This window comes from Streptomyces sp. NPDC048671, from assembly GCF_055587045.1.
Genome location: NZ_JBVJHB010000006.1, coordinates 268123 through 290761, shown reverse-complemented (window position 1 = coordinate 290761; position 22639 = coordinate 268123). Strand labels below are relative to the sequence as shown.

26 protein-coding genes, 1 tRNA gene and 1 pseudogene are annotated in these 22639 nt (G+C 67.7%); 13 read left to right on the top strand and 15 right to left on the bottom strand.

From position 1 onward, the window contains the following. Window positions 1-7: 7 nt before the first annotated feature. The 3 genes from ACZ6S6_RS14550 to ACZ6S6_RS14540 all read left to right on the top strand — a co-directional run bounded on the left by ACZ6S6_RS14550 (window position 8) and on the right by ACZ6S6_RS14540 (window position 2106). Window positions 8-622 carry a GNAT family N-acetyltransferase gene (locus ACZ6S6_RS14550; RefSeq protein WP_362965092.1) on the top strand — a complete coding sequence of 205 codons (615 nt, stop codon included), beginning with the start codon at window positions 8-10 and terminating at the stop codon, window positions 620-622. A 163-nt stretch (window positions 623-785) separates the two neighbouring features. Then, window positions 786-1937, top strand: a complete 1152-nt coding sequence (gene sepX / locus ACZ6S6_RS14545) for a divisome protein SepX/GlpR (RefSeq protein WP_469705843.1) — start codon at window positions 786-788, stop codon at window positions 1935-1937. Window positions 1938-2032: 95 nt separating this feature from the next. Continuing rightward, window positions 2033-2106 (top strand) — tRNA-Ala (locus tag ACZ6S6_RS14540). A gap of 53 nt (window positions 2107-2159) precedes the next feature. Here ACZ6S6_RS14540 and ACZ6S6_RS14535 read toward each other — a convergent pair. From ACZ6S6_RS14535 to ACZ6S6_RS14525, 3 genes are all read right to left on the bottom strand, one after another. Further along, the gene (locus ACZ6S6_RS14535; protein WP_469705842.1) at window positions 2160-2447 is read right to left on the bottom strand and encodes a DUF5958 family protein; all 288 of its coding nucleotides are present in this window, start codon (window positions 2445-2447) and stop codon (window positions 2160-2162) included. Next, window positions 2444-2902 carry a Fic family protein gene (locus tag ACZ6S6_RS14530; RefSeq protein WP_469705841.1) on the bottom strand — a complete coding sequence of 153 codons (459 nt, stop codon included), beginning with the start codon at window positions 2900-2902 and terminating at the stop codon, window positions 2444-2446. Before ACZ6S6_RS14530 ends, ACZ6S6_RS14535 begins: the two co-directional genes overlap by 4 nt. A 194-nt stretch (window positions 2903-3096) precedes the next feature. Further along, window positions 3097-3768 (bottom strand): hypothetical protein, encoded by a 672-nt coding sequence (locus ACZ6S6_RS14525; RefSeq protein ID WP_362965084.1) that lies wholly within the window; start codon window positions 3766-3768, stop codon window positions 3097-3099. A 645-nt stretch (window positions 3769-4413) separates the two neighbouring features. On the opposite strand from ACZ6S6_RS14525, the gene ACZ6S6_RS14520 reads away from it, so the two are divergent. The 3 genes and pseudogenes from ACZ6S6_RS14520 to ACZ6S6_RS14510 all read left to right on the top strand — a co-directional run bounded on the left by ACZ6S6_RS14520 (window position 4414) and on the right by ACZ6S6_RS14510 (window position 7090). Next, on the top strand, window positions 4414-4746 hold the full coding sequence (locus ACZ6S6_RS14520; protein WP_362965082.1) for an effector-associated constant component EACC1: 333 nt from the start codon (window positions 4414-4416) through the stop codon (window positions 4744-4746). Then, window positions 4700-5464, top strand: a pseudogene (locus ACZ6S6_RS14515) (caspase family protein); the annotation flags it as partial. The gene ACZ6S6_RS14520 and the pseudogene ACZ6S6_RS14515, both read left to right, overlap by 47 nt. 300 nt (window positions 5465-5764) lie before the next feature. Continuing rightward, window positions 5765-7090 (top strand): M16 family metallopeptidase, encoded by a 1326-nt coding sequence (locus tag ACZ6S6_RS14510; protein ID WP_469705942.1) that lies wholly within the window; start codon window positions 5765-5767, stop codon window positions 7088-7090. A 328-nt stretch (window positions 7091-7418) separates the two neighbouring features. Here the strand turns inward: ACZ6S6_RS14510 and ACZ6S6_RS14505 are convergent, their stop codons facing one another. Both ACZ6S6_RS14505 and ACZ6S6_RS14500 read right to left on the bottom strand, forming a co-directional pair. After that, a complete protein-coding gene (locus ACZ6S6_RS14505) occupies window positions 7419-8144 on the bottom strand; it encodes a hypothetical protein (RefSeq protein ID WP_469705840.1) in 726 nt (241 codons plus the stop codon). A gap of 293 nt (window positions 8145-8437) precedes the next feature. Beyond that, complete coding sequence (locus tag ACZ6S6_RS14500; protein WP_362965078.1) at window positions 8438-8959, bottom strand: MarR family winged helix-turn-helix transcriptional regulator; 522 nt, start codon at window positions 8957-8959, stop codon at window positions 8438-8440. Window positions 8960-9016: 57 nt separating this feature from the next. Here ACZ6S6_RS14500 and ACZ6S6_RS14495 point away from each other — a divergent pair, with 57 nt between their 5' ends. Next, the gene (locus ACZ6S6_RS14495) at window positions 9017-9343 is read left to right on the top strand and encodes an alpha/beta fold hydrolase (protein ID WP_362965076.1); all 327 of its coding nucleotides are present in this window, start codon (window positions 9017-9019) and stop codon (window positions 9341-9343) included. A gap of 192 nt (window positions 9344-9535) precedes the next feature. Next, window positions 9536-10321: an SAM-dependent methyltransferase gene (locus ACZ6S6_RS14490; protein ID WP_362965074.1), complete on the top strand. Its 786-nt coding sequence runs from the start codon at window positions 9536-9538 to the stop codon at window positions 10319-10321. Between the two features lie 33 nt (window positions 10322-10354). Here the strand turns inward: ACZ6S6_RS14490 and ACZ6S6_RS14485 are convergent, their stop codons facing one another. Further along, window positions 10355-10834 carry a GNAT family N-acetyltransferase gene (locus tag ACZ6S6_RS14485; RefSeq protein ID WP_469705839.1) on the bottom strand — a complete coding sequence of 160 codons (480 nt, stop codon included), beginning with the start codon at window positions 10832-10834 and terminating at the stop codon, window positions 10355-10357. Between the two features lie 50 nt (window positions 10835-10884). Between ACZ6S6_RS14485 and ACZ6S6_RS14480 the strand changes: the two genes are divergently transcribed. Beyond that, window positions 10885-11700 carry an exodeoxyribonuclease III gene (locus ACZ6S6_RS14480; protein WP_469705838.1) on the top strand — a complete coding sequence of 272 codons (816 nt, stop codon included), beginning with the start codon at window positions 10885-10887 and terminating at the stop codon, window positions 11698-11700. A 9-nt stretch (window positions 11701-11709) separates the two neighbouring features. Here the strand turns inward: ACZ6S6_RS14480 and ACZ6S6_RS14475 are convergent, their stop codons facing one another. Continuing rightward, window positions 11710-12354, bottom strand: a complete 645-nt coding sequence (locus tag ACZ6S6_RS14475) for a MerR family transcriptional regulator (protein ID WP_469705941.1) — start codon at window positions 12352-12354, stop codon at window positions 11710-11712. Between the two features lie 196 nt (window positions 12355-12550). Between ACZ6S6_RS14475 and ACZ6S6_RS14470 the strand changes: the two genes are divergently transcribed. The 4 genes from ACZ6S6_RS14470 (at window position 12551) to ACZ6S6_RS14455 (ending at window position 16184) form a co-directional block, all read left to right on the top strand. Further along, window positions 12551-14071 carry a flavin-containing monooxygenase gene (locus tag ACZ6S6_RS14470; protein ID WP_469705837.1) on the top strand — a complete coding sequence of 507 codons (1521 nt, stop codon included), beginning with the start codon at window positions 12551-12553 and terminating at the stop codon, window positions 14069-14071. After that, window positions 14068-15012, top strand: coding sequence for an alpha/beta fold hydrolase (locus ACZ6S6_RS14465; RefSeq protein ID WP_469705836.1), 945 nt, complete (start codon window positions 14068-14070; stop codon window positions 15010-15012). Before ACZ6S6_RS14470 ends, ACZ6S6_RS14465 begins: the two co-directional genes overlap by 4 nt. After that, window positions 15009-15902 carry an SDR family oxidoreductase gene (locus tag ACZ6S6_RS14460; RefSeq protein WP_469705835.1) on the top strand — a complete coding sequence of 298 codons (894 nt, stop codon included), beginning with the start codon at window positions 15009-15011 and terminating at the stop codon, window positions 15900-15902. The genes ACZ6S6_RS14465 and ACZ6S6_RS14460 overlap by 4 nt, the downstream gene beginning before the upstream one ends. A gap of 87 nt (window positions 15903-15989) precedes the next feature. Further along, window positions 15990-16184 (top strand): hypothetical protein, encoded by a 195-nt coding sequence (locus tag ACZ6S6_RS14455; RefSeq protein ID WP_362955224.1) that lies wholly within the window; start codon window positions 15990-15992, stop codon window positions 16182-16184. Window positions 16185-16374: 190 nt separating this feature from the next. On the opposite strand, the gene ACZ6S6_RS14450 is transcribed toward ACZ6S6_RS14455, so the two are convergent. The 8 genes from ACZ6S6_RS14450 to ACZ6S6_RS14415 all read right to left on the bottom strand — a co-directional run bounded on the left by ACZ6S6_RS14450 (window position 16375) and on the right by ACZ6S6_RS14415 (window position 22537). After that, on the bottom strand, window positions 16375-16818 hold the full coding sequence (locus ACZ6S6_RS14450) for an arsenate-mycothiol transferase ArsC (RefSeq protein ID WP_469705834.1): 444 nt from the start codon (window positions 16816-16818) through the stop codon (window positions 16375-16377). Then, window positions 16811-18268, bottom strand: coding sequence for an ASCH domain-containing protein (locus ACZ6S6_RS14445; RefSeq protein ID WP_469705833.1), 1458 nt, complete (start codon window positions 18266-18268; stop codon window positions 16811-16813). The genes ACZ6S6_RS14450 and ACZ6S6_RS14445 overlap by 8 nt, the downstream gene beginning before the upstream one ends. A 290-nt stretch (window positions 18269-18558) precedes the next feature. Beyond that, complete coding sequence (locus ACZ6S6_RS14440; protein ID WP_469705832.1) at window positions 18559-19401, bottom strand: helix-turn-helix domain-containing protein; 843 nt, start codon at window positions 19399-19401, stop codon at window positions 18559-18561. After that, entirely contained in the window at window positions 19398-20150 is a 753-nt protein-coding gene (locus ACZ6S6_RS14435) for a DUF6879 family protein (RefSeq protein WP_362955213.1), read from the bottom strand. The genes ACZ6S6_RS14440 and ACZ6S6_RS14435 overlap by 4 nt, the downstream gene beginning before the upstream one ends. A 156-nt stretch (window positions 20151-20306) precedes the next feature. Then, window positions 20307-20648, bottom strand: coding sequence for a hypothetical protein (locus tag ACZ6S6_RS14430; RefSeq protein WP_362955210.1), 342 nt, complete (start codon window positions 20646-20648; stop codon window positions 20307-20309). Next, on the bottom strand, window positions 20645-21328 hold the full coding sequence (locus ACZ6S6_RS14425) for a DUF6232 family protein (RefSeq protein ID WP_469705831.1): 684 nt from the start codon (window positions 21326-21328) through the stop codon (window positions 20645-20647). The genes ACZ6S6_RS14430 and ACZ6S6_RS14425 overlap by 4 nt, the downstream gene beginning before the upstream one ends. Window positions 21329-21501: 173 nt before the next feature. Then, window positions 21502-21705: a DUF397 domain-containing protein gene (locus ACZ6S6_RS14420; protein WP_469705830.1), complete on the bottom strand. Its 204-nt coding sequence runs from the start codon at window positions 21703-21705 to the stop codon at window positions 21502-21504. Then, the gene (locus tag ACZ6S6_RS14415) at window positions 21686-22537 is read right to left on the bottom strand and encodes a helix-turn-helix domain-containing protein (protein WP_362955201.1); all 852 of its coding nucleotides are present in this window, start codon (window positions 22535-22537) and stop codon (window positions 21686-21688) included. Before ACZ6S6_RS14415 ends, ACZ6S6_RS14420 begins: the two co-directional genes overlap by 20 nt. Between the last annotated feature and the right edge of the window lie 102 nt (window positions 22538-22639).

The following is a 22639-nucleotide window of genomic DNA, read 5'->3' as shown; positions in this document are numbered from 1 at the left end:
CTGGCCGGTGACCCTGGTGGACGGCGATGTCACCCTCCGGCCGATAAAGCTGCGCGACCAGGCCATGTGGCGCGAGGTCAACCGGCGCAACCGGGACTGGCTGCGCCCCTGGGAGGCGACCGTGCCGCCGCCCGCCCCCGGTGGTCCGGTGTCCCAGCGCCCCACGTACCGGCAGATGATCCGCCATCTGCGGGCCGAGGCCAACGCGGGCCGGATGCTGCCCTTCGCCATCGAGTACCGGGGCCGGCTGGTCGGCCAGCTGACCGTCGCCGGGATCACCTGGGGCTCGATGTGCTCGGGCCATGTCGGCTACTGGGTCGACCAGGAGGTGGCGGGCCGCGGGGTGATGCCCACCGCGGTCGCCCTCGCCGTCGACCATTGTTTCCGCGCGGTCGGGCTGCACCGGATCGAGGTGTGCATTCGCCCGGAGAACGCGCCCAGCCGGCGGGTGGCGGCGAAACTCGGATTCCGCGAGGAAGGGATCCGGCCCCGCTATCTGCACATCGACGGGGCCTGGCGGGACCATCTGATCTACGCGCTCACCGCCGAGGAGGTGCCCGACGGTCTCCTCCGGAGGTGGCAGCGGGCCCGGCCGGAGCATCCTGAACATCACACTAAATGAAATGTATGTTCGAAATTGATCGCTGTTTGACTGCTAACGAACACACAAACACCGACTGTTGATCCGAACAATCACAAAAAAAGTCCGTGATATCAGCTGGATCGTGCGACACACCGCGCCAATTGGCGGATGCCTCCAGGCAAACCCCTCTACGGTGTGAGATGTGAGCAGCAGTGGCCTCATCTACGCAGTCATCGTCGGGGCCTGGGCCGCCTACTTGGTGCCGATGTGGCTCCGCAGGCAGGACGAGCTCAACGAAGCCCGTCCGACGGAACGCTTCAGCACCGCCATCCGGCTGCTGTCCGGACGGGCGGCGATGGAGCGCCGGTATGCCAAGGGCCTGCAAGAGCGCACCGACGATGAGGCGGCGCCCGACGCCGAGCCGGACGTGAGCACGGATCGAATGGATTCCGTCGACGTCCGGAACTTCTCCGCGCCTCCGGCGCACACCGAGGCCCGGGTGTACGACCCGGCTCGTACGCCGGAGCGCACACCGAAGGAGCGCCCGGCCCGGGAACGGCCGGCATCCCCCTCCGACCCCGTGCCCGCATCCGCGCCCGCCCGGCGCCCGCGTTCGCGCCCCGGCGGGATCGACGCCGAACGAGCCCGGCGCGCGCAGCGCACGCAGGTCCTCGCACGCCGTCGGCGTACCACCGTCGTCCTCTTCCTCGCCTTCACGCTCGGCGCGGTCGTCGCAGCGGTCGGCGGCCTCGGCTTCCTCTGGGCCCCCGCGGTTCCGGCGGTGCTGCTGAGCACGTACATCGTGCATCTGCGCGCCCAGGAGCGGCGCAGGTTCGCCTTCACCATGGACCGGCGACGGGCCGAGGTGGCGGCACAGCGGCTCCGCGAGAACCGCCCGCGCAGGCACCAGCCCGCCGCGACGGCCCCCGCGGAGTCCGACGAGGACCCCGAAGCGCGCCACCCCGTCCCCGAGCCCACCCCCACGGTCTCCCCGCAGGAGGCCGGCCGCCGCGCCCTGGTCGAGCAGACGGACCACGCGGAGTGGGTGGACCAGCAGCGCGAACGCGGCCGGGTCCAGGGCGACAGCTGGGAGCCGGTCCCGGTCCCGCTGCCGACCTACGTCACCGCCCCGGTCGCCCCGCGCGCCACGGGCGGCGTCGAGGTCGGCAACCCGGAGACCTGGAGCGCGGCCCGCTCCAGCACCGCGGAGCCCACCCAGCCGGCCGCGGCGCCCCCCGTGGACCCGGCGCCACGCCAGCGCACCAACCAGTCCCGCCGCTCCCGCGACCGGGGCCGGACCCCCCTCTTCGACCAGTACGACGAGGACGACCGCCCCCGCGCGGCCAACGAGTGAGGCCTCCGCCCGCGCCACGACACCGACTCGGCTGACCAGCGCGGAACGGATTTCCGAGCACCCCGGTGAGGGTGCTAAAGTTTCACTCGTTGCAAGGGCCTGTGGCGCAGTCTGGTAGCGCACCTCGTTCGCATCGAGGGGGTCTGGGGTTCAAATCCCCACAGGTCCACGCACGGGCCGTCCACGATTTACCTCGTGGACGGTTCACGAAATCCCGTCCGATCACTTCGATCGGACGGGATTTCGTCGTTTCTGGGCTCGTCGGGAGGTCTGGGCGCGTACGTCGGGCCGGCTTGGTGGGCGCCGAGCAGAACCAACCGGTTCCACGGCCTGGACCAGCGCTGCTGGTGCGTCCTCGGTGACCGCGCGCGCCTGGACGCAGTGGTGGCGCAGGAACAGCGGCACCTCGGACTGCTCTTCCCGGCCGAGGCCGTCGAACCATTCGATGCCCTCTGACATCGGGCGCAGCCCCCGCGCGAACTCGTTGAGCAGGACATCGCGTTCGTTCATGGCTGTCTCCCGTGGGACAGATGCCGCTCCGCAACGGTGATCAGGATTCCGAGCAGCACCGCCAGATCGGCCGCACCTTCGGCGTCGTCGGCCCAGCGAGTGGTCTGAAGCGGGTGAACCTGATCGAGGGAGACGCCTTCCCGTGCCAGGACGAAGGCCAACGCCAACATCGCCGCACGAGCGTTGCCGTCCTCGAACGGATGGAAGAAGAGGATGTCGAGGTAGGTCCGGGCAGCGCGTGAGGGGAGGGGCAGATCCGGTTGAGCGCTCTCGGACAGACAGCGCCCGAATCGCGCCCGCGTATCGGGTGCAAGGCCGTACCGCTCCCGTCCGCCCTTCGCGAAGGCCGGCATCGTGCGGAAACCGACGAGGTCGTGGCCCAGCACGGTCCGCTGCCACTTCGTCATGAGGGCGAAGGTCAGCGGCGGGCCCTGCTCAGCGTCGGCGAAGGCCAAGTCGAGAGCGGTCAGGACACGTGCGGTTCCCTCGCTGTCACGTCCGCCTCGCGTTGCCATGAAGAAGCTTCGGAAGCCGTGGCCGGCTGGTGCTCCAGAGATCGGGCGTGCGCCGCGCCAGGATGGCCAGGAGATCTTCGCCCGGATGCGCAGCCAGTCAGCAAGGCCGTCCTTCGGTTGGCCGGGCCCGGAGGTCATCTGATTGCGCCCACGCCTCTGGCGAACCGCGAGCTCACCGCGTCGACCACCGGAACGTCGGGTGCGATCCAACTGCCGAACCGGCCGCCGACCGCGTTCGTGACGATCTCCTGAGCCTGTTCCTCGTCGATGCCGTTGTAGGCGAGGAACCATTGGAGGACCTGCATGCAGTGCCCGTACCAGCCGCTCTCGGCCTGGGTGCGGTCGGCCACCGCGGTGACCAGGCGGGTGCATGCTCGCTCCCAGTACCAGTGGTCCGTCGAAGTCGCCGGGGTGTTCCCCTGCGGAGTCAGGGCCGCGAACCGCTCCGCCAGGTCCTCCAGCCAGTCACGCCATTCCCGAAGGGCCTCAACAACCAGCGGGGCAGTGGCATCTGGGGTCGTCACGGAGTCGGATGAACAACACCAGACCTCGACGACGCCTCCGTCGACGTCACCCTCACCGACCGACCAGTTCCATCCGCAGGCCCATCGGCCGTACCGGCCCGCCAGGAACTCGGTGACGGGATCCAGCGAATGCCAGCGATCCTCGCGAGTGACTTCAGCGCTGGGCAGCAAGGACGCGACAAGGCTCGCCAACTCTTCCGCCGCATCGTCGTCCATCTCGAACGGATGTCGAGCCGGATCCACATCTGCCCACGCCAGGGTGTGTGCCCACAGTTCACTCACCGTCCCACTCTGCCTTGCGTAACCGTCCCAACTCCACTCGATATCGAGTGGCCGCCCCATCAGCGGGAAGCGATCTCCGGTCAACTGGGAAAGCGATCTTCAATCGCTTCCTTCCCGCCTGTTCGGGGCGGTGGCTGGTGGCGCATCGGGTCCGGCAGACCTACTCAGCAGGTGCCTGGCCGCTGCCGAGGTATTCGACCGCTCCCGCGTCGCTGGGGGCCGGTGAGGGTGCTGTGGGGCTGTGACGGTGCCCGATCAGAGGTTCACTGACGGATGTCGTCTCACGCCGACCGGTGTGGGGATGCTGGTCTGGTTGCGGCCTGGGGCAGCTGGGACGGACTCGAAGCCGGCGTCGGAGAGTGGGTCGCCGGTGGGCTCGTAGAGTCAGGATTCCAGGATGTCCAGGTTTCCGATGGTCACCGTGAACGCGATGAGGATCGTCTGCCACTTCACTGCGTCGGCTGATCACCCAGCGCGCCACTTGGAAGAAGCTGCCGGCTCGATGTCCGATGCTCGTCCGGACCGCCGAGCATGTTCGTGTGTTCGCCGAGCTGATGAGACGCAGTAGGGCAGAGATCCAGCCCACCGTGCACGACCCCGTTACTCTGGACCACGAGGAGACGTCACGTCACACACGGGGGCAACGTGGGCGAAGAGACAACGCACGGGGTCAAGTTGGCTGTGCACCCTCAGAACGAGTTGAGCTCGCTACGAAAGTGGTTGACGCTCATTCCGGGAGTAGAGGTTCACCAGGAGGCCGGTGCCCCGGGCTCAGGCGAGCAAGGAGCCTTCGACACGCTGAGCGTGGTGGCCGGAAGTGCCGGACTCGTCGCCGCGATCAGGGTGTTGCCACAGTACCTTCGTGCCAAGCGGAGCGACGTGGCCGTGACCGTCGAGGTCCGGGGCAAGAAGCTGACCGTCGACGCCAAGAATGTCGAGGAGATCATGCCGATACTGGAGCGATTCCTCGATGACTGACCAGCCATTAGGACACGATTTCTCGCGTTCGCGAGCTGTGTTGATGGGCACGTGGGACTACTCCCACCTCCCCTCGGTCGATGCCGCACGACACAGTCTGGATCGCATGTATGGTCTGCTCACCGGTCCGTGGTGCGGATGGCCCGAGGAGCAGGTGACCCTGCTGTCCAACGAGCGCGGCCCCGGTGATCTCGCCGACCAGATGTTTGAGCTCTTCGAGGATGCCACCGACGTGGCACTGTTCTATTACGTCGGGCATGGGCAGATGGATGACGAGGACCAGTTGTGTCTGGGGCTTGTGGATTCTCGGACAGAGCCGCACCGCCGGGCGGCCACCAGCCTGCCCTTTGCCGCCATCCGCCGCGTACTTCGCCGGAGCCGCGCCACCACGAAGGTGGTCATCCTCGACTGTTGCTTCTCCGGCATCGTCACGGGCGACCCTGACCACACACTCGCCGGGCCGGACGAGCACATGCTGTCGCAGGCCGCTGCCAGGGCCGGGGCCTACACCATGACCGCCAGCAGTGCCGATACCACGGCATGGTTCGAGACCGATCCTCAACTGCCGGAGCCGCAGACCTACTTCACCAAGTACTTGGCCGACTTGGTCGAGTCCGGGATTCCGGGCCAGCCCGTCGAGCTGAAGCTGCACTCGTTGTTCACCTGGTTGCACGACAACCTTGCTCGCGACGGGCGGCCGATCCCACAGCAGCGCAGCATCGACGCTGCCCGGAACTTCGTGTTCGCCCGCAACGCCGCGCCGCCGGAGTCGATCACCGACCCCGACGCGGAAATCGCCCGGTTACAGAGAAGGGTCGCCGACACCGAGGCGCGGGAAGCCGCCCTGTGGGCGGAAGTGCGCACGTGGGCCCGCCAAGTGGAAGGACTGCAGTCGGCGGGACCTCGTAACCGAACCGGCCCGGAGGCCGAACGTCTCCGGGTCGCGGAGAGACGGCTGGTTGAAGCCGCTGCCGCGCAGGACGAAGCCCAGTCAGCCCGTCAGCGAGCTGCCGCGACCCTGCTGAGGCGCGCCGCTGTTCGATCCGCATCCACTGTCGCGGGTTTCGACCTTTCAGAGCACCGACTGGCCAATGGCCTGAGGGTTATGCTCTCCGAAGACCACAATGTCCCCGTCGCCGCTGTGAATGTCTGGTATGACGCCGGCTCCCGTCATGATCCTCCTGGACGCAGTGGCCTCGCACACCTCTTCTGCATGCTGATGTTCCAGGGATCCGCTCAGGTCGAAGGTAATGACCACTTCAATCTGGTGCAGCGCAGTGGTGGGACGCTCAATGGCTCCACCAGCTTCGAGCGTGCCAACTATTTCCAGACCGTACCTGCTCACCATCTGGAGCTCGTGCTCTGGCTGGAGGCCGATCGTATGGGTTCATTGCTCACCGCGATGAGTAATTACGATATGCAAAACTGCGGCGACATCGTCAAGAATGAGCGGCGTCAAAGGTATGACGCCGTCCAATACGGTAACGCATTCGAACAACTCGTCGCTATGGTGTACCCGGAAGGCAGCGCCTACCATCACACCCCCATCGGCTCGAATTCCGATCGGGACGGAATCACGCTGAAAGAGGCGCAAGAGTTCTTCCGTACCTACTACACGCCGAACAATACCGTGATGGCAGTTGTCGGCGACATCGATCCGGAGCAGACCCTGGCCTGGGTCGACAAGTATTTTGGGTCCATTCCTGCCAACTATGCTCTGCCAGCCCTGCCCACCAGCGGCATCACGGAAGAGATCATGATGGGTGAGCGGCGCGAGCACGTTGTCGCGGACGTGTCGCAAAGCGCGTTCATGGCGGCGTTTCGGCTGCCTCGTGACGGAAGCCGCGAATGTGATGCTGCTGACTTGGCCCTCACGATCCTCGGTGGTGGAGAATCCAGCCGTCTCTATAATCGCCTGGTGCGCCAAGAGGGTTTGGCGGCCTCGGCCGGATTCGGTCTGATGCGGCTCGCCGGAGCGCCTTCACTCGGCTGGCTGGACGTCAAGTCCATCGACAGCACCACCGAGAAACTCGGCGCCATTGAAAATGTGATCGATGAGGAAATGGACCGCTTCGCCATTGAAGGCCCGACGCCCGACGAGCTGGAACGTGCCCAGGCGACGCTGGAACGTGAGTGGCTGGACCGACTGGGAACTGTTGCCGGCCGAGCCGACGAATTCTGCCGCTACGCCGTACTTTTCGGTGACGCCCAACTCGCCCTCAGCTCGTTGGGTAACGTCCTCGACGTCTCGGCCGACGAGGTCCGTGCCGTTGCCGCGCGCCACTTGCGCCGAGGCAACCGGGCGGTCGTTACCTACGAACCCTCCATGGCCCGAGATTATTGAGCTTCTTCAGCGTTGCCGATCCGGCGTGAGGGTGGCCTTGGCGATTGACGCCAACCGGTCCTCTGGTCGGCGTGCTCGCCATCTGTGGTCACCGACCGGCTGACGGTGAGGAGGCGGCAATGCGCGAGGCTCTGCGTTCTCTCGATAGAGCAAGGCGAAAAGCTACCCTCGACCGGTCTCACGCGCTGGTCGAGCGCGGCAGGACAGAAGACCAACGAGGCACCCGCGCAGCTGAGTTGAGACGTCGAACATCTCCCTCAACGGCACGGGTGCCTCGTGCGTTGTGGCCTTCCCGCCGTCGCCCGATCGGTGGCCACTTTGAAAACGCTCAATCACCCGAAGGCACGACACTCAAAATATTGGGATACTCGGAATCCCCGTTATTGCGGCGCCCGTCGAACAAAATGGTGACTTTCCGTCCCGAATTTTTGTAACCTCGAAGTTCGGTTTGAATGTTGGACGTCCGCGTCTTTCCGGCTTTCGCCTCGCCCTCGCCCTTGCTGTCGATTAGTTTGTTGACATCGATTAGCTTGTTGACCTGGTCAACATTTTTGAATTCCGCACTGCATGTTGGGTTGCAGGAGTCCAGGCCATCGTCCCCGAGCAAGTTCTTGATCCCCATTTTGCATTCGACGGCGCAGGGGTTCGGTTTAGGGAAAATCACCGTCACCCGATAAATCTCACTGGGCTGCGCGGTGCCATCCGACTCTTTCTTTCCGGCGTTGTTGTTTCCCTGTTTGGGTGGAACGTCATCGATGGTGACGCCAGAGATGATTCCAAAAGTCAGGGAATCCTTTTCCATTTTAAGGGTACCCAGCTCTACTGCCGAGATGATCGTCGTGGGCTTCGATGCCTCGAAAACATGATTGGCTGCCGCACCGCTTCCCGCAGAGACCATCACCACCAAGAGCAGTATTACATGCCCTTTCCTTATTTTATCCGTGATGCGCCGCCCCAAGGAATTGAGGGCAGCGAAGGCGCTCTCTACCGCCCGCACAAGACTTTGATCCTGTGAAGCTTCATCGGGTTGGCGTTCGCGGCCTCGATCCGGCATTCCCTCTCCCGTTCTGATGCTTATATCTTCACCTTGCGCACTCTTGGGGCCGTAGCCATGCGAAACCGATATGACGGCCGGTGGTTCCGTTGGCACGCAGGGAGGTGAGCGAGAACCCAGGTGTGGCTTCCCTTGAATCCGGCTGGAGGCAACTGCGCTTCTTGAGCCCTCGGTTGGCACATGGTACGTGCGGGGGTGACGTGGCGTATCGGGTTTGCCAAAGGAAGCCGCGCACATGTGGTCTCCCCGCTGAACAAACTGCGGCGGGCGGGTGCCGTCGGCCCCAATGCCGATTAGACAAGGTGAAGTTTGAAGGGTGAGCGCAGCCCTCGCACGGAACGGGCGAGCCAGCCCGGGGAGTCCAGCCGGATCGCATGGTCGCCCACGAGCGACCGGAGCGCCTCCTCGAGTACGGAGAGCGCCTCCGTACCCACCTGTTCCTCCCACTGCTCACGCAGCTCGTCGAAGATCGCTTCGCCCTGTCCCAGCAGTGCGAGTCCGCGTTCTGTGACGCGAAGTCGCGTCCGTCGACGGTCGGCCGGGTCGGGTTGGCGTGCTACGTAATCGCGTTCCTCCAGTACGGCGATCGTCTTCGCGGCGGCCTGTCTCGTCACCGACATCCTGCGGGCGAGCTCGGAGACGCTGTCGGCGCCGGACAGGATCGAGTGGAGGGCGAAGTCGTGCACCGTCCGTACGTCCTCGTACCCGCGCCCGGCGAGCTCGGTGGTGGCTCGGTCCGCCAGGGTGCGGAAGCCGGCGAGTATGTCGGATTCCTCGGCGCTCCGGGCATCCCCGGAATGCTCCTTCCGGGCCATGAGCGCGAGCTCCTCGCCGACTGGGCCTACCCGCTGATGAACGGGACGGAGGGTTCCATGGAGCAAAGCGATGTCGACGAGTTCGTCCGAACCTACGCACGCCCGAACGCCTGGCGGGGTACGGAGGGGCTTTACCGCGGCGTCTTCTCCAACGGGGACGCCACCAGGGCTCTCGCCGAGTCGCACCCGATCACCGTGCCGGTACTCACCGTTGAGGGCGCCGGCCACGGAATCACCGAGACGACCTTCCGCCAGGTGTCCGCCGGCGAGTTCACCGCGGTGCGCCTTGAAGGCGTCGGCCACCTCATCGCGCAGGAAGCGCCCGAAGCACTCGCGGCGGCCGTCCTCGAGTTCACCGGAGGAGTCGACAACAGGCGGGCCTGAATGTCGTCGGGGTCGTGACTGGAGCCGCAAGCGATGCTTCGTGGAACCGGCCGATGACGGGGGCGGGCCCGGAACGCCGTCCATCCGGGCGGCATCCGCCGGGGAGCCTCCCGTCCGGGGCGCTGCCGCACCTGTCGCCTACGCTGAAAGCGTTTACCCGGCAGCGAAGTTGTGCGCGCAGAGGAGCGTCCTGTGACCGCAGGCATACCCAACCCCCCGATCGACACCAGCAAGCCTCATCCCGCGCGCGTCTACGACTGGCTGTTGGGCGGCAAGGACAACTATCCGGTCGATCAGCAGGTGGCGGAGAAGCTGCCCGAGGCGGCGCGGGGCAACGCGGCGCGCAACAGGGCGTTCATGCACCGGGCGTCGGCCTGGCTGGCGCGCGATGGGGTCGATCAGTTTCTCGACATCGGCACCGGGATTCCCACGGAGCCCAATCTCCATCAGATCGTCCAGGCGATCACGCCCACGGCCCGGATCGTGTACGCGGACAACGACCCGATCGTGCTGCGGCACGCGGAGGCGCTGCTCGTCAGCAGCCCCGAAGGGGCCACGGACTACCTGCACGCCGATGTGCGGGAGCCGGAGGCGATCCTCGAACGGGCGCGCGAGCTGCTGGACTTCGACCGGCCCATCGCCCTGTCGCTCATCGCGCTGATGCACTTCCTGCCGGACGGTCAGGACCCGTACGGCATCACCCGCACCCTGGTCGACGCGCTGGCTCCGGGCAGCTTCCTGGTGCTCTCGCACGGCACCGCCGATCAGCATCCGGAGCTCAGGCAGGAGACCGAGACGGCGTACCGGAAGGGCGCCATCGCGCTGCGGATGCGTACGCGCGCCGAGGTGGAGCGGTTCTTCGACGGGCTGGAACTCGTCGAACCCGGGCTCGTCCCGGCGACCGAGTGGTACCGGGAGGGGCCGGCGCCGGTCGTGGAGCGCAGCGGGTTCTACGTGGGCGTCGGGCGGGTCCGGTAAGCACCCGGAGCCGGGGGTGCCGGGCGTGACGTCCTACCGCAGCGGCTTGGCGTAGCACTGGCTGTTCTCGTGGTTCCGGTAGTGGCCGAACTTCGCGCAGGGCTCGTAGCCGCTGGAGGCGTACAGGGCGATCGCCTCGGGCTGCTTGTCGCCGGTCTCCAGGATCATGCGCTGGCGGCCGGCCGCGCGGGCGTCGGCCTCCAGGGCGGCCAGGATGCGGCGGGCCAGGCCGTTGCCGCGGCCCTCGGGTATCACGTACATCCGCTTCAGCTCGGCGTCCCCGTCCGAGTACCCCTCGGCGTTGCGCTCCTGCGAGCGCCAGCCGCCGGTGGCGACCGGGCTGTCCGAGGTGTCGTAGGCGATCAGGTACAGGCCGTGCGGCGGCTCGAACATCGTGGCGTCCAGCGGTGTGACATCGCCCTCGTCCCCGTAGCGCTCGGCGTATTCGAGCTGCACGCGATCGTTGAGTTTGACGGCGTCGGGGTGATCGAAGGCGCGGGTGTGGATATTCATGCGAATCATGGTACATGTATGCGGCACCCGGATGTCGGTATCGTGCCGGGATGCTCACTGTGACCTCCGTGAATGTAAACGGTCTCCGCGCCGCCGCCAAGAAGGGCTTCGTCGAGTGGCTGGCGCAGACCGACGCCGATGTGATCTGCCTCCAGGAAGTGCGGGCCGAGCCGGAGCAGCTGCCCGAGGACGTGCGTGAGCCCGAGGGCTGGCACACCGTCCACGCGCCCGCTGCCGCCAAGGGGCGGGCCGGGGTCTCGCTCTACTCCCGCCGGGCGCCCGAGCGGGTGCAGACCGGCTTCGGCGCCTTCGGCGACGCCGGGAGCGAGGAGTTCGACGCGAGCGGCCGGTACGTCGAGATCGACCTGCCGGGCGTCACGGTCGCGAGCCTGTATCTGCCCTCCGGCGAGGTCGGCACGGAGAAGCAGGAGGAGAAGGAGCGCTTCATGGCGGCCTTCCTGCCCTATCTGACCGGGCTGAGGGCGCGGTCCGCCGCCGAGGGCCGCGAGGTGGTGGTGTGCGGTGACTGGAACATCGCCCACCAGGAGGCCGACCTCAAGAACTGGAAGGGCAACAAGAAGAACTCCGGCTTCCTCCCCGAGGAGCGGGAGTGGCTGACCCGCGTCTTCGAGGAGGCCGCGTACGTAGACGTCGTACGGGCCCTGCACCCGGACGTCGAGGGGCCGTACTCGTGGTGGTCCTACCGTGGGCGCGCCTTCGACAACGACACGGGCTGGCGCATCGACTACCAGGTGGCCACCCCGGCGCTGGCCGCCCGCGCCGCGAAGGCGTGGGTCGAGCGGGCCGCCACGCACGCCGAGCGCTGGAGCGACCACGCGCCGGTGACGGTGGTGTACGAGCAGTAGGGGCGGGGTCTACGGGGCCGGCGGCTGCGCCGCCTCCGCGTCGCGGCGCAGCCGCCGGTCCAGGGCCATGGAGAGTTCCGCGTCCACCACCGCGCGTGCCAGCGGCCGCAGCTGGGGAGGTTCCTCCCGCGTGCTGTGGTCGCGCAGGGTCGCGACGAAGAGGTCGGCGAGGGCGTCCGCGTGTTCGCGGACCCGGCGGCCGGAGGCGAGGACCGTGGCGAGCGGGACCCCCTCCCGCACCAGTTCGGCCGACACCTCCAGGAGGCGGCGGCTGATGTGCACGATCTCGTCGCCGTCCGTGCCGAGATAGCCCAGTTCCATGGCGGCCGCCAGGTTCTCCGGGGTGGACTCGCCCTCGAAGTAGTCCGCGAGCTGCTCGGGCGTGAGCCGGACCGGGGTCTCCTCGGTCGGTTCGCCCAGGCCCAGCACCTCGGCGACATCGCGGCCGCTCTCGAAGGTGCGGGCGAGGTCGGCGATGCCGTTGAGGGTGTGGCCGCGCTCCAGCAGGCCCGTGATGGTGCGCAGCCGGGCCAGGTGGTGGTCGTCGTACCAGGCGATGCGGCCCTCGCGGCGCGGCGGTGAGATCAGGCCGCGTTCCCGGTAGAAGCGCAGGGTCCGGACGGGGATGCCGGCCTCCTTGGCCAGTTCCGCCATGCGGTATTCGCGGTGCTCGCGTCCGTCAGCCACCCCCGCACCCTACCGGCCTGCCCTGCTGGGGACCCCGCATGTTGTACCGCCGGTAACTTTCCCTCGTCGCACCCCTACCCATCAGTACGGGGCTGCTCTAGTCTCCCAACTGTGCCAGTAATTGCTGGCGCAGTCGTGGGACGTACCGCGGGGAGGCGGCAGCATGGCCCAGCACGAACATGTACGAGTGGCGGTGATCGGATCCGGATTCGGGGGCCTCGGGGCCGCGGCCCGGCTCCGCCGCGAAGGCATCACCGATTTCGTGATCCTGGAACGCGCGGGTTCGGTCGGTGGCACCTGGCGCGACAACAGCTATCCGGGCTGCGCCTGCGACGTACCGTCCCACCTCTACTCGTTCTCGTTCGCCCCCAACCCCGAGTGGCCGCGCACCTTCTCCGGACAGGAGCACATCCGCGCCTATCTGGAGCATGTCGCGGACGTCTTCGGACTCCGTCCGCACCTCAGGCTGAACCATGAGGTGACGAAGACGCGCTGGGACGGGGACGAGCTGCACTGGGTCATCGAGAGCGCGAACGGCACGACGGTCCTCGCCGATGTCGTCGTCTCCGCGACCGGCCCGCTCTCCGACCCGAAGACGCCCGACATCCCCGGGCTCGCGGACTTCCCCGGCAAGGTCTTCCACTCCGCCCGCTGGGACCACGACGCGGACCTGGCCGGCAAGCGCGTCGCGGTGATCGGCACCGGCGCCTCCGCGATCCAGATCGTGCCGTCGATCCAGCCGAAGGCCGCGAAGCTCACGCTGTTCCAGCGCACCCCGCCGTGGGTCATGCCCCGGATGGACCGGCAGATCAGCGGCGCCGAGCGCTGGCTGCACCGCACCCTGCCCTTCACCGGCACCGCCCGCCGCGGACTGCTCTGGGGCATACGGGAGTTGCAGGTCAGCGCCTTCACCAAGCACCCGGACCAGCTGGGCCTGGTCGAGCAGATAGCCAAGTCCAACATGGCGCGCTCCATCAAGGACCCGGTGCTGCGCGCCAAGCTGACCCCCTCGTACCGCATCGGCTGCAAGCGCATCCTGCTCTCCAGCGCCTACTACCCCGCGCTCGCCCAGCCCAATGTGGACGTCGTCGCCTCCGGTCTGAGCGAGGTGCGCGGCTCGACCGTCGTCGCCTCCGACGGTACGGAGGCCGAGGTCGACGCCATCGTCTTCGGCACCGGCTTCCACGTCACCGACATACCGATCGCCGAACGGGTGGTGGGCGCGGGAGGCGAGACGCTCGCCGAGTCGTGGAAGGGCGGCATGCAGGCGCTGCGAGGCACGAGCGTGGCCGGCTTCCCCAACTGGATGACGATCATCGGCCCCAACACGGGCCTGGGCAACTCCTCGATGATCCTGATGATCGAGGCCCAGCTGAACTACCTGGCCGACTACCTGCGCCAACTGGACGCACTGGGCGGCCGCGTCGCACTGGACGCGCGTCCCTCCGCCGTCGGGTCCTGGAACCGCCGCGTCCAGGAACGGATGAAGCGCACCGTCTGGAACACCGGCGGCTGCACCAGCTGGTACCTGGACGCCAACGGGCGCAACACCACCGTCTGGCCCGGCACCACCGCCGAGTTCCGCAAGGCGACGCGGACGGTCTACATCTCGGAGTACCAGGTCGTACGGGTGCCCGCACAGCGGGACGCGAAGCAGGCCGTCGCCGAGGAGGTCGCCGGATGAGCCACCCCCTGAGCGGTCGGAACCCCCGGCCGCTGCCCGTGCGCGAACTCATGGCCGTCTCCGCCGACGGCTCCCGCCTCCACGTCGAGGTGCACGGACAGGACGGCGCCCCCGCGGTGGTCCTGTCCCACGGCTGGACCTGCAACACCGGTTTCTGGGACGCCCAGATCCGGGACCTGGCCGTGGACCACCGGGTCATCGCCTACGACCAGCGCGGCCACGGCACCTCGCCCGCGGCCGGCCCCGGCGGATACACCACCGACGCGCTGGCCGACGACCTCGAAGCGGTGCTGGCCGCCACGCTGGAACCGGGCGAGAAAGCCGTGCTCGTGGGGCACTCCATGGGCGGCATGACGATGATGGCCGCCTCGCGCCGGGCCGGGCTGCGCGAACACGCGGCCGCCGTACTGCTGTGCAGCACCGGCAGCTCGCGGCTGATCTCCGAATCACGGGTCGTGCCCCTGCGGGCCGGCGCGGTCCGCACCCGGCTGACCCGTGCGGTCCTCGGCGCGCGGGCGCCGCTCGGGCCGGTCACTCCGCTCTCCCGCCGCATCCTCAAGTACGCGACGATGGGCGCTGGTTCGGCTCCGGACCGGGTCGACACCTGCGCCCGGATCGTGCACGCCTGCCCCCGCGGCCCCCGGGTCGCCTGGGGCCACGTCCTCGCGGACCTCGATCTCGACGAGGCCGTACGGGAGCTGCGGGTGCCCACCGCGGTGATCGCGGGTACGGAGGACCGGCTGACGCCCCCCGTCCACGCCCGCGCCGTCGCGGCGGCGCTCCCCGACTGCCTCGGGCTCACCGAGCTGGCGGGGCTGGGACACATGACACCGGTGGAGGCGCCGGAAGCGGTCACGGCGAAAATAAGAGAATTGGTGACCGCGTGCCTCCCGGTGCGCGGAACGGCCGAGGCCGAGGGCAACGAAGAGGAGGTCGCGTGAGCGGCAGGCACAGTCTCCAAGGACAGGTCGTCGTCGTCACGGGCGCGGCGCGCGGCGTGGGCGAGCTGCTGGCCCGCAAGCTCTCGGCGCGCGGCGCGACCCTCGCGCTGGTCGGCCTGGAGCCGGACGAGCTGAAGAAGGTCTCCGAGCGGCTGCACGGCGACAGCGACCACTGGTACGCGGACGTCACCGACCACGAGGCGATGGCCCGGGTCGCGCAGGAGGTCAAGGCCCGGTTCGGCAAGATCGACGTCGTCGTCGCCAACGCGGGCGTCGCCTCGGGCGGCCCGTTCCTCGACTCCGACCCGGTGGCCTGGCGACGGGTCATCGAGGTCAACCTGATCGGCGGCGCGGTCACCGGCCGCGCGTTCCTGCCGATCCTGATGGAGAGCCGCGGCTACTTCCTCCAGATCGCCTCGCTGGCCGCGATCACCCCGGCGCCGATGATGACCGCGTACTGCGCGTCCAAGTCGGGCGTCGAGGCGTTCGCGCACAGCCTGCGCGCGGAGGTCGGCTACCGGGGGGTGAAGGTCGGCGTCGGCTACCTCTCCTGGACCGATACGGACATGGTGCGCGGCGCCGACGAGGACGACGTCATGCGCGAGCTGCGGCAGCGCCTGCCCTGGCCCTCGAACCGGACCTACCCGCTCGGCCCGGCCGTCGACCGGATAGTGGCCGGCATCGAGCGCCGCTCCGCCCATGTGTACGCACAGTGGTGGCTGCGCGGCATGCAGTCCGTACGCGGCTACCTGCCGACGCTGATCGGCGTCGTCGGCCAGCGCGAGATGCAGAGGTTCGGCTCGCGGCTGGAGGGTGTCGGCACGGGGCTCGTCGGTGCGGGCGGCGCCGCTGACCAGCACGAACGGGCGGCGCGCACGCAGCGTGAATGATCGAAATGCGATGAATGCCCGGTCGTGTAAGTCTGGTCGAGGCCCTTACGGGGCCACCCCCACGCACCCCACCGAGGAGTGAACAGCATGGGCATCGCCGACCAGTTCAAGGACAAGGCGCAGGACCTCGCCGACCAGGCGCAGAAGAAGATGAAGGACGGCAAGGGCGACGGCCAGGACCGCTCGCAGGACGCGTCCGAGCGGGCCTCCGACGCGTCCGAGCAGGGTCGCGACAAGGCCAAGGGTGCGGCGGACGACGTTCGCGAGAAGTTCGACCGCTGACGGCGGCGGTCGGTCGCGTGTGAGTGACGTGTGCTGAGGGGCGCGCCCGGGTTTGTTCCGGGTGCGCCCCCTTCGCGTGCGCAGCCGGAATTCGGAGCGCTGTTCGCGGCGGTCGTGGGACTGGGCTGTACGGGGTGGGGAGGGCGGACCCCGCACGGGCCGCTCCGGTCGCCGGAGTCCGCCCGGAGGATCAGTCCCCCTTGACGCCGTCGGCGGCGCCGGAAGTGGAGCACTCCCGTGCGGCCCGCTCGATCTGGTGTGCAGCGTCGATGAACGCTTGCGGTGGCTGCTTGTACGGGTCGGCGACTCCGCCGGCCAGCACGTGAACCGGCCGGCCGGGGGCCCGCTCGGCGAGCGCGCGCGCGGTTTCGTCGTCCACGGCCACCAGGTCGTCAGCCCACTCGATCAGCTCGGGGGTGAGTTCGGCGCCCCGGTGCCGCGTCAAGTCGTAGCCGAGGTCCGCCGCTGTTGTGATCATGAGCGGATGGGCGGCCTCGCCGATGTGCCAGTCCCGGAGCCCGGCGGACTTCGCCTCGATCGTCCCGTCCGACGTCGCGCCGATCAGCAGTGCGGCGAGGGGGCTCCGGCAGTAGTTCCCCATGCAGACGACCAGTACGCGCCGGGGCTCACCCATGGACCAACTCCAGTTCGAACGTGAGCACGCCCAAGGCTTCCTTTGTGGGCGGGAAGATGGCTTGAATCGCCATGAGCTGTTCGACCTCCGTGGCGTTCGGGTTGATCGCCTGCACGGACTCGGTGCCGAACATCTCCTTGAACGTCCGGTACGTGCCCACACGGGTCACGCGGGTAAGGCACGACAGGTCACGGCATGTGAAGTTGAGCAGATCACCGACCTTGATCCGCTTCATGGAGTCGTAGGCAACGCGAACTTCGACGGTCTTCGAGCCGTCGGCGATCAGGTCGAAGTACTCCCGATAGATCTGAATGTTGCGGGGGCGACCATGCGCCTGAGTCCGGCTTCGCGCGGGCTGACGGGTACTCATGGTGAGTCGTTCCATCTCAGTTGTCGTGTAGGACCGGAAGAAGTTCCGGGGGTCGGAGAGCAGCAGCTCACCGAGCTCGGTCAACGTCCTTACGTAGTCCTCGGGGGTGCCCGTCCACAGCGAGGGATTGAGAATCCACCCGAAGGGATTGCCATCGGCGGGTCCGGCCCCGGCCTCGCGCAACAGGCTCTTGGAGAGCTTGCCGCCGTCGGGGCCGAGGATCTGCGGGGTGAAGATCCGCACCGGTGCCGTAGCGGTCATGCCGATGGCGCTCTGTGCTCCGTCGACCAGTTGGCAGCCGAAAGCCCAGTCGCCGCCCTTCACCATGACGTGCAACGTGCCGTCGGCGCGGTAGGACCGTTCCTTGACGACGTTGCGGTACAGGGTCGACAGGTCGAGATACCCGCCACCGAGCGGCGTGATATCGGACTCGTATCGGCCGTGGTGGAGGCACACGGACTCGAACAGGCCTCCGCTGCCGTCGAGTTCGAGCAGGCGAGTACGTTCGGCGTACTTCTCTGCCCACCCGCATTCGGGGCACGGCAGTCGGATGTGCGCCGAGCCTGCCGAGGGGTCGAGCCAGTAGCGGATGGCGTCGAGGTGTTCCAGCGTCCGCAGGAATTCGGCGCGGAACTCCGGAGTGTTCTGCTGGACGGTGTAGGTCGTCAGGTCGTACGGAACCCCGGTGCGCAGAGTGAGGGCGTCGAACAGCGGCGTGTAGTGCTCGGTCACCAGGTCCGCAATGGCGTGGGGGCCGAGCCGGTGCCGGTACGTCCGCTGGTACCGGTGTCCGCTCGCGGTGTCTCGGACGGTGTCCGCAGGGGCGTTGTCGAGCGCGTGGAACTCAACGGCGGTGTCGATGCCGTAGTCGTCCCGGGCCGCCTCGGCGACCAGGAACGCGAGGGACTGCACCAGGTGCGTTCCGATGTGCGGGTGCCCGTTGATCTGCGTCCCGACCGTGAACCGGATTCTCTCGGTGCTATCGGCGAGGATGCGCGGGCGGAGCACGTCAAGGGCGTAGTCGATGGCGTTCGCCAACACGGTGTTCGGGGAACGAAGGTGGACCGTCTCCGCCGTCATCCTGTGCTCTCCCTGTGATCGTTGATCGGGGCAGTGCGATCTGGTGGTGCCCCGCTCCGACGGGCGACGCCCTTTCCGGCCGCCGGGACGGAGTTCATAGGCTGCGCCAGAACACGTCCGGCCGAAGAAGCCTTCTCCCGGCGACCGGACGGGGGCCGACTCCGGGCTCGTCGGGCTACTCCCTCGGACTGGTCGGAACCGGTGACCAGCACGCTAGGCGAGCGAGATTCGCTGATGAGTAGAAGATTCGCGAATATTCCAGCGGACGCGGCTGAGGCTCGCGTTGATTCTCAAACGGTCCCGAGCGCCCGGCGGCACCGCGCGATGACCTTGTGTGCATCTGAGCCGTAGACGGCTGCGCCGGCCAGCGACTCCCACACACGCAGATACAGCGCCACGTTGTCCGGCTGATCCAACCAGAGCTCGGCGTGCCAGTCCTCCACGATGGCAAGCCGCTCGTCGTACAGCCAAAACCCGTTGGCCGGAGGCAACGGGAGCGCGGCGCCGCATGGCACGATGCCCAGGCGAACACTGTCCAGCCCCATCACGCCGCTCAGCCGGTCGAGTTGTGCGGCCAGCACGGCCGGCGGACAGACCATGGCCCGTAGCGCGGGCTCCCACATGATGATTTCGTAGCGCTTGCCAGGCTGGTACAAGCTCTCTTGCCGTCGAACGCGAGACCGTACGGCATCTTCGACGTCACGCGGCGACTGGTGGAGATCAACGTACGCGCTGAACACGTGCCGGGCGTAGTCGGCCGTCTGGAGCATGCCGACGACCATGGAGCCTTCCCAGGCGCGCATGACGGTCGAACGCTCGTACTCGACCGTCAGCCTGTCCTGTACGGGCCTGTGCCCGGCCGCGAGTTGCCGACGCCAGGAACGCGACTGCGACTCGAACGCCCTCAGTCTGCTCCCCAGTTCAGGTGCGACCTGGGGTTGACCGACGCCCAGGGCCCACGCGTTGAGGTCGTCGTGGGTGGCCGTCTGCCGACCGGTCTCCAGCTTGCTTACCTTGGACTGTGTCCAGCCCAGGTGGCCGGCCAGTTGCCGACCCGTAAGGCCACCCTCGGTACGGAGCTCGCGAAGCCGCATACCGAGGGCCACCCGCGCCTGTTGGAAGTCGGTGCTCACACGCCGGACGGTACCTCAGCGCTGAACGCCCGATGCGGTGCGGCGAAGTGCCAAGCGGCGTCCCGAACCTGGCAGGCGCGAGCCACCTGCGTCGGGTCGGTGATCAGCTCCACGCCGGTCAGCTCGTCGTCGACGTCGAAGTGCAGCAGCGCGATCACCCGCGAGTCGAACAGCCAGGCGTCCTCGCAAGGAAGGCCCAGACGGTCGGCGTCCGCACGCCAGAGGTACCGGATGTCTTCACCGACGGCACAGTTTCGCTCAGCGTTGTCGAGCAGATACCGCTGCCCCGTAGTGGGCGGGTTGTCCATGATTCTGACCCGCTCGAACCGTTTGCCCATGGCGACCTGCTCACGTCGCGAACGGCACCACGGGTCCTCCAAGTCCCAACCGGCTGACTGCCCAGCGTTGAAACGACGATAGGTCTCCGTCTGCTCGTCGGAGTGGTACCGGCGACGGGTCTCCAGGCGGAAGGCCGTGTGCTGGAAGCTCTCGAACATCCCGTCGAACTCATCGAAGCCGATCATGACCGGCTCCCGGTCCACGTCGCGCGGCGAGAAGTCAGCGAGCAGCACGCGCGGCACGATGACGAACCCTTCGCCGGGCTTGATGTTCCGGAGTTGGGCCACTTCGTCGGGATCGGTGACCGCAACGCCCTGCACCACGACATCCCCGGTCTCCACGTCCTCGTAGAGCGTTGGGCATCCGTTGTTCCCCGAGTTGCTTCCGATGTACCGCAGTTGTCGGCTCACAGCCGCTCCTCTCACCGTCGGACAGGCCGGATCAGGATGCCTTGATGTCGCCCCACAGCGAGCGCGTATTCTCGAATATTCTCCTGAGGCAACGAAAGCCCCCTTTTACGCGATGAGATGTTCAGATGGGCCAGCCGATGGCCGGTACGACAGGCCCTAGCCCAGCAGCCCGAGCAGCCGCCCCACCGCCTCCGCGGCGGGCCGGCCCACCTCGCCGACCGTGGCCGCGATCTGCGCGACGGACGCCAGGACGATGCCGCGCTCACGCAGGGTGCTCAGGTCAGGAGTGAGCTCGGGCAACGCGTCCTCGACGGTCCGGGCCTGGTCCGGGGCGAGGTGGGGGCGCAGCTCCCGCAGGACGCGGGTGAGATCCGCGACAGCGGCACGGAGCTCGACGTTCTGGGCGGCGCCGCCGGCGGTGCCGTTGTTGATGCCGATGTTCTCGCGGCCGCCGTTCATGTTGACCACGGGGCCGTAGTAGTTCGACGCGTCACTCACAGTTTGAACCCCGTGTTTCCCCGGCCGTTGCTCATGTTGACGACAGGGCCGTAGTTGTTCGTGCTGGTGTTGCGGACTTGCTGCACCAGCGTGGTGAACTCGGCTTCCGGGTTGTCGATCGCGTGCACGATCCGTCCGGCGATCTCCCGCAGCTCGTCCATGCTCGGCAAGGTCACGACCACCTTGGAGCCGCTGTTCATCTCGACCACCAGCACCGGCTTCGCCGACGCGATCAGTCCCTTGATGACGACGGCCAGGCAGATCGCGATGAAGACGAGCCAGAGCCTGCCGGTCGCGGTCTCCCTGACGTCCCCCTCCTCCCTGCTCGCGGAGTTGAACGCGGCATAGACCAGGACGGCGATGCCCAGCCATTGCAGGAGGCGGCCGAAGGCCCGGCCCCAGTTGTGCTTGAGCCGGAACGCGTCGACCCAGGCGATGTTGTGCAGCGGTATGGCCGCCGACCCCACCCACAGCATTCGGCGGCTGACCTTGAGGACCAGGGGGTCTCCCTTGCGGGGAGGCTGATTGCTCTTGCCGGGGTTCTGGAGGCGTCCGGGTACCGCCGAACCGGGCTGGACGGGCCGTGCCTGTGGCGGCCTCGGGGGCATCGGCGGCCGTGAGGGAGGTGGGGGCGGCGGCGGCTCGGGCTGTGGTGCGCCGATGGTTCCGGTGTCGTCCATGGCTCCCCCTTGTGGTCATCAGTCCCACCCGCATACCGCAGGAGCACCATTAAGCGCCCGGAGGGAGCTGTGAGGCAGGGAGGAAGCAGCCAAATCGCCGTACGTTGGCCGGTAGTTGACCTGTCGGGGCCCCCTTGCGAGCGGCGGGGGCCCGCTGCGGTCCACCAGGGCGCTCAGGATGCCTTGAAGGACTCCACGAAGGGCGCCCAGGCGGCCGCGTGCACGATGAGCGCGGGTCCGTCGGGGCGCTTGGAGTCGCGTACGGGGACGACGCCGGGGAGGCCGGCGGCGACTTCGAGGCAGTCGCCGCCGCTGCCGTTGCTGTAGCTGCTCTTGAGCCAGGTCGCAGTGCTGAGGTCAAGGTCGGTGCTGGCCATGCCGGTACTCCTCAGCCGCCTTTTCGATCAGGGCGAGGGACACCTCTGGCGGCAATGCGGCGGCCCTCAGCCGATCGTATGTCTTGCAGTACTGCATCAGGAGTGCAGGATCGTCGATGGTCTGGCCGTGGTACGGGCCCTCCGTGTAGAGCAGCGGCGGCTCGCTGTCGAAATCCATCAGCAGAAGCGGCAGTTCGGTAAGAGGACGGGTCGGGCCGTTCCACGGAAGGATCTGCACAACGATGCGGCCGCGCTTCACCAGGGCGGTGATGTGGTCCAACTGCCCAGCCATCTCCACAGACGGGACGATGGAGTGGCGCACCAGGGACTCGTGCAGGACTACCCAGTACTCGGGCGTCTTGGGGTTGTCGAAGAGCGTGGCCCGCTTTAGCCGGACATCGATCTTGGCTTCGACTTCCTCCGGTGTGTCCAGCGTGTGCGTGGAGCGGATGACGGCATGGGCGTAGGCCCTGGTCTGGAGCAGTCCCGGGATGAGGGTGCCGGACCACTGGTTGATCGTTCGGGCCCGTGTCTCCGCCTCCGCGACTCCCGCGAAGAACGCAGCGTGAGCTCCCTGCTTGGCCTTCCGCACGTCCTCGCAGCGCCGTTGGAAGAACCCGTCCGTCCCCAGCACCCGGTCCACATGCCGGGCCAGCTCCACCGGCATGCGCCGATGCCCGTGCTCGATCTCGCTCAGGTACGTGATGCCGAAGAAGCTGCCGTCCACCAGCTTCTCCAGGGTCAGGCCCGCCTGCTCCCGTTTGAAGCGGAGCTCATTGCCGTAGAACTGCGGGATCCCCGCCGAGCCGTCGATCTCCTTGCGTGTGGCCACCGCTGACCGCCTTTCGCGCTGTCCTCTGTCGAGCGGTAATGCCTTCCACGGTAGAGGTCCGCGCGGCAGCGTGTGAGGCGTTCGTCACAGTCAGCAACGAAA

Excerpts from the sequence above, each read along its gene's own strand:
- ACZ6S6_RS14500 (WP_362965078.1), bottom strand. The coding sequence starts at position 8,959 with ATGGCCCGGAAGGAGCATTCCGGGGATGCCCGGAGCGCCGAGGAATCC.
- ACZ6S6_RS14445 (WP_469705833.1), bottom strand. The coding sequence starts at position 18,268 with ATGACGGCGGAGACGGTCCACCTTCGTTCCCCGAACACCGTGTTGGCG.
- ACZ6S6_RS14470 (WP_469705837.1), top strand. The coding sequence starts at position 12,551 with ATGGCCCAGCACGAACATGTACGAGTGGCGGTGATCGGATCCGGATTC.
- ACZ6S6_RS14420 (WP_469705830.1), bottom strand. The coding sequence starts at position 21,705 with ATGGCCAGCACCGACCTTGACCTCAGCACTGCGACCTGGCTCAAGAGC.
- ACZ6S6_RS14535 (WP_469705842.1), bottom strand. The coding sequence starts at position 2,447 with ATGAACGAACGCGATGTCCTGCTCAACGAGTTCGCGCGGGGGCTGCGC.
- ACZ6S6_RS14495 (WP_362965076.1), top strand. The coding sequence starts at position 9,017 with ATGGAGCAAAGCGATGTCGACGAGTTCGTCCGAACCTACGCACGCCCG.
- ACZ6S6_RS14505 (WP_469705840.1), bottom strand. The coding sequence starts at position 8,144 with ATGCCGGATCGAGGCCGCGAACGCCAACCCGATGAAGCTTCACAGGAT.
- ACZ6S6_RS14475 (WP_469705941.1), bottom strand. The coding sequence starts at position 12,354 with ATGGCGGAACTGGCCAAGGAGGCCGGCATCCCCGTCCGGACCCTGCGC.
- ACZ6S6_RS14480 (WP_469705838.1), top strand. The coding sequence starts at position 10,885 with ATGCTCACTGTGACCTCCGTGAATGTAAACGGTCTCCGCGCCGCCGCC.
- ACZ6S6_RS14455 (WP_362955224.1), top strand. The coding sequence starts at position 15,990 with ATGGGCATCGCCGACCAGTTCAAGGACAAGGCGCAGGACCTCGCCGAC.
- ACZ6S6_RS14425 (WP_469705831.1), bottom strand. The coding sequence starts at position 21,328 with ATGGACGACACCGGAACCATCGGCGCACCACAGCCCGAGCCGCCGCCG.
- ACZ6S6_RS14450 (WP_469705834.1), bottom strand. The coding sequence starts at position 16,818 with ATGGGTGAGCCCCGGCGCGTACTGGTCGTCTGCATGGGGAACTACTGC.
- ACZ6S6_RS14485 (WP_469705839.1), bottom strand. The coding sequence starts at position 10,834 with ATGAATATCCACACCCGCGCCTTCGATCACCCCGACGCCGTCAAACTC.
- ACZ6S6_RS14465 (WP_469705836.1), top strand. The coding sequence starts at position 14,068 with ATGAGCCACCCCCTGAGCGGTCGGAACCCCCGGCCGCTGCCCGTGCGC.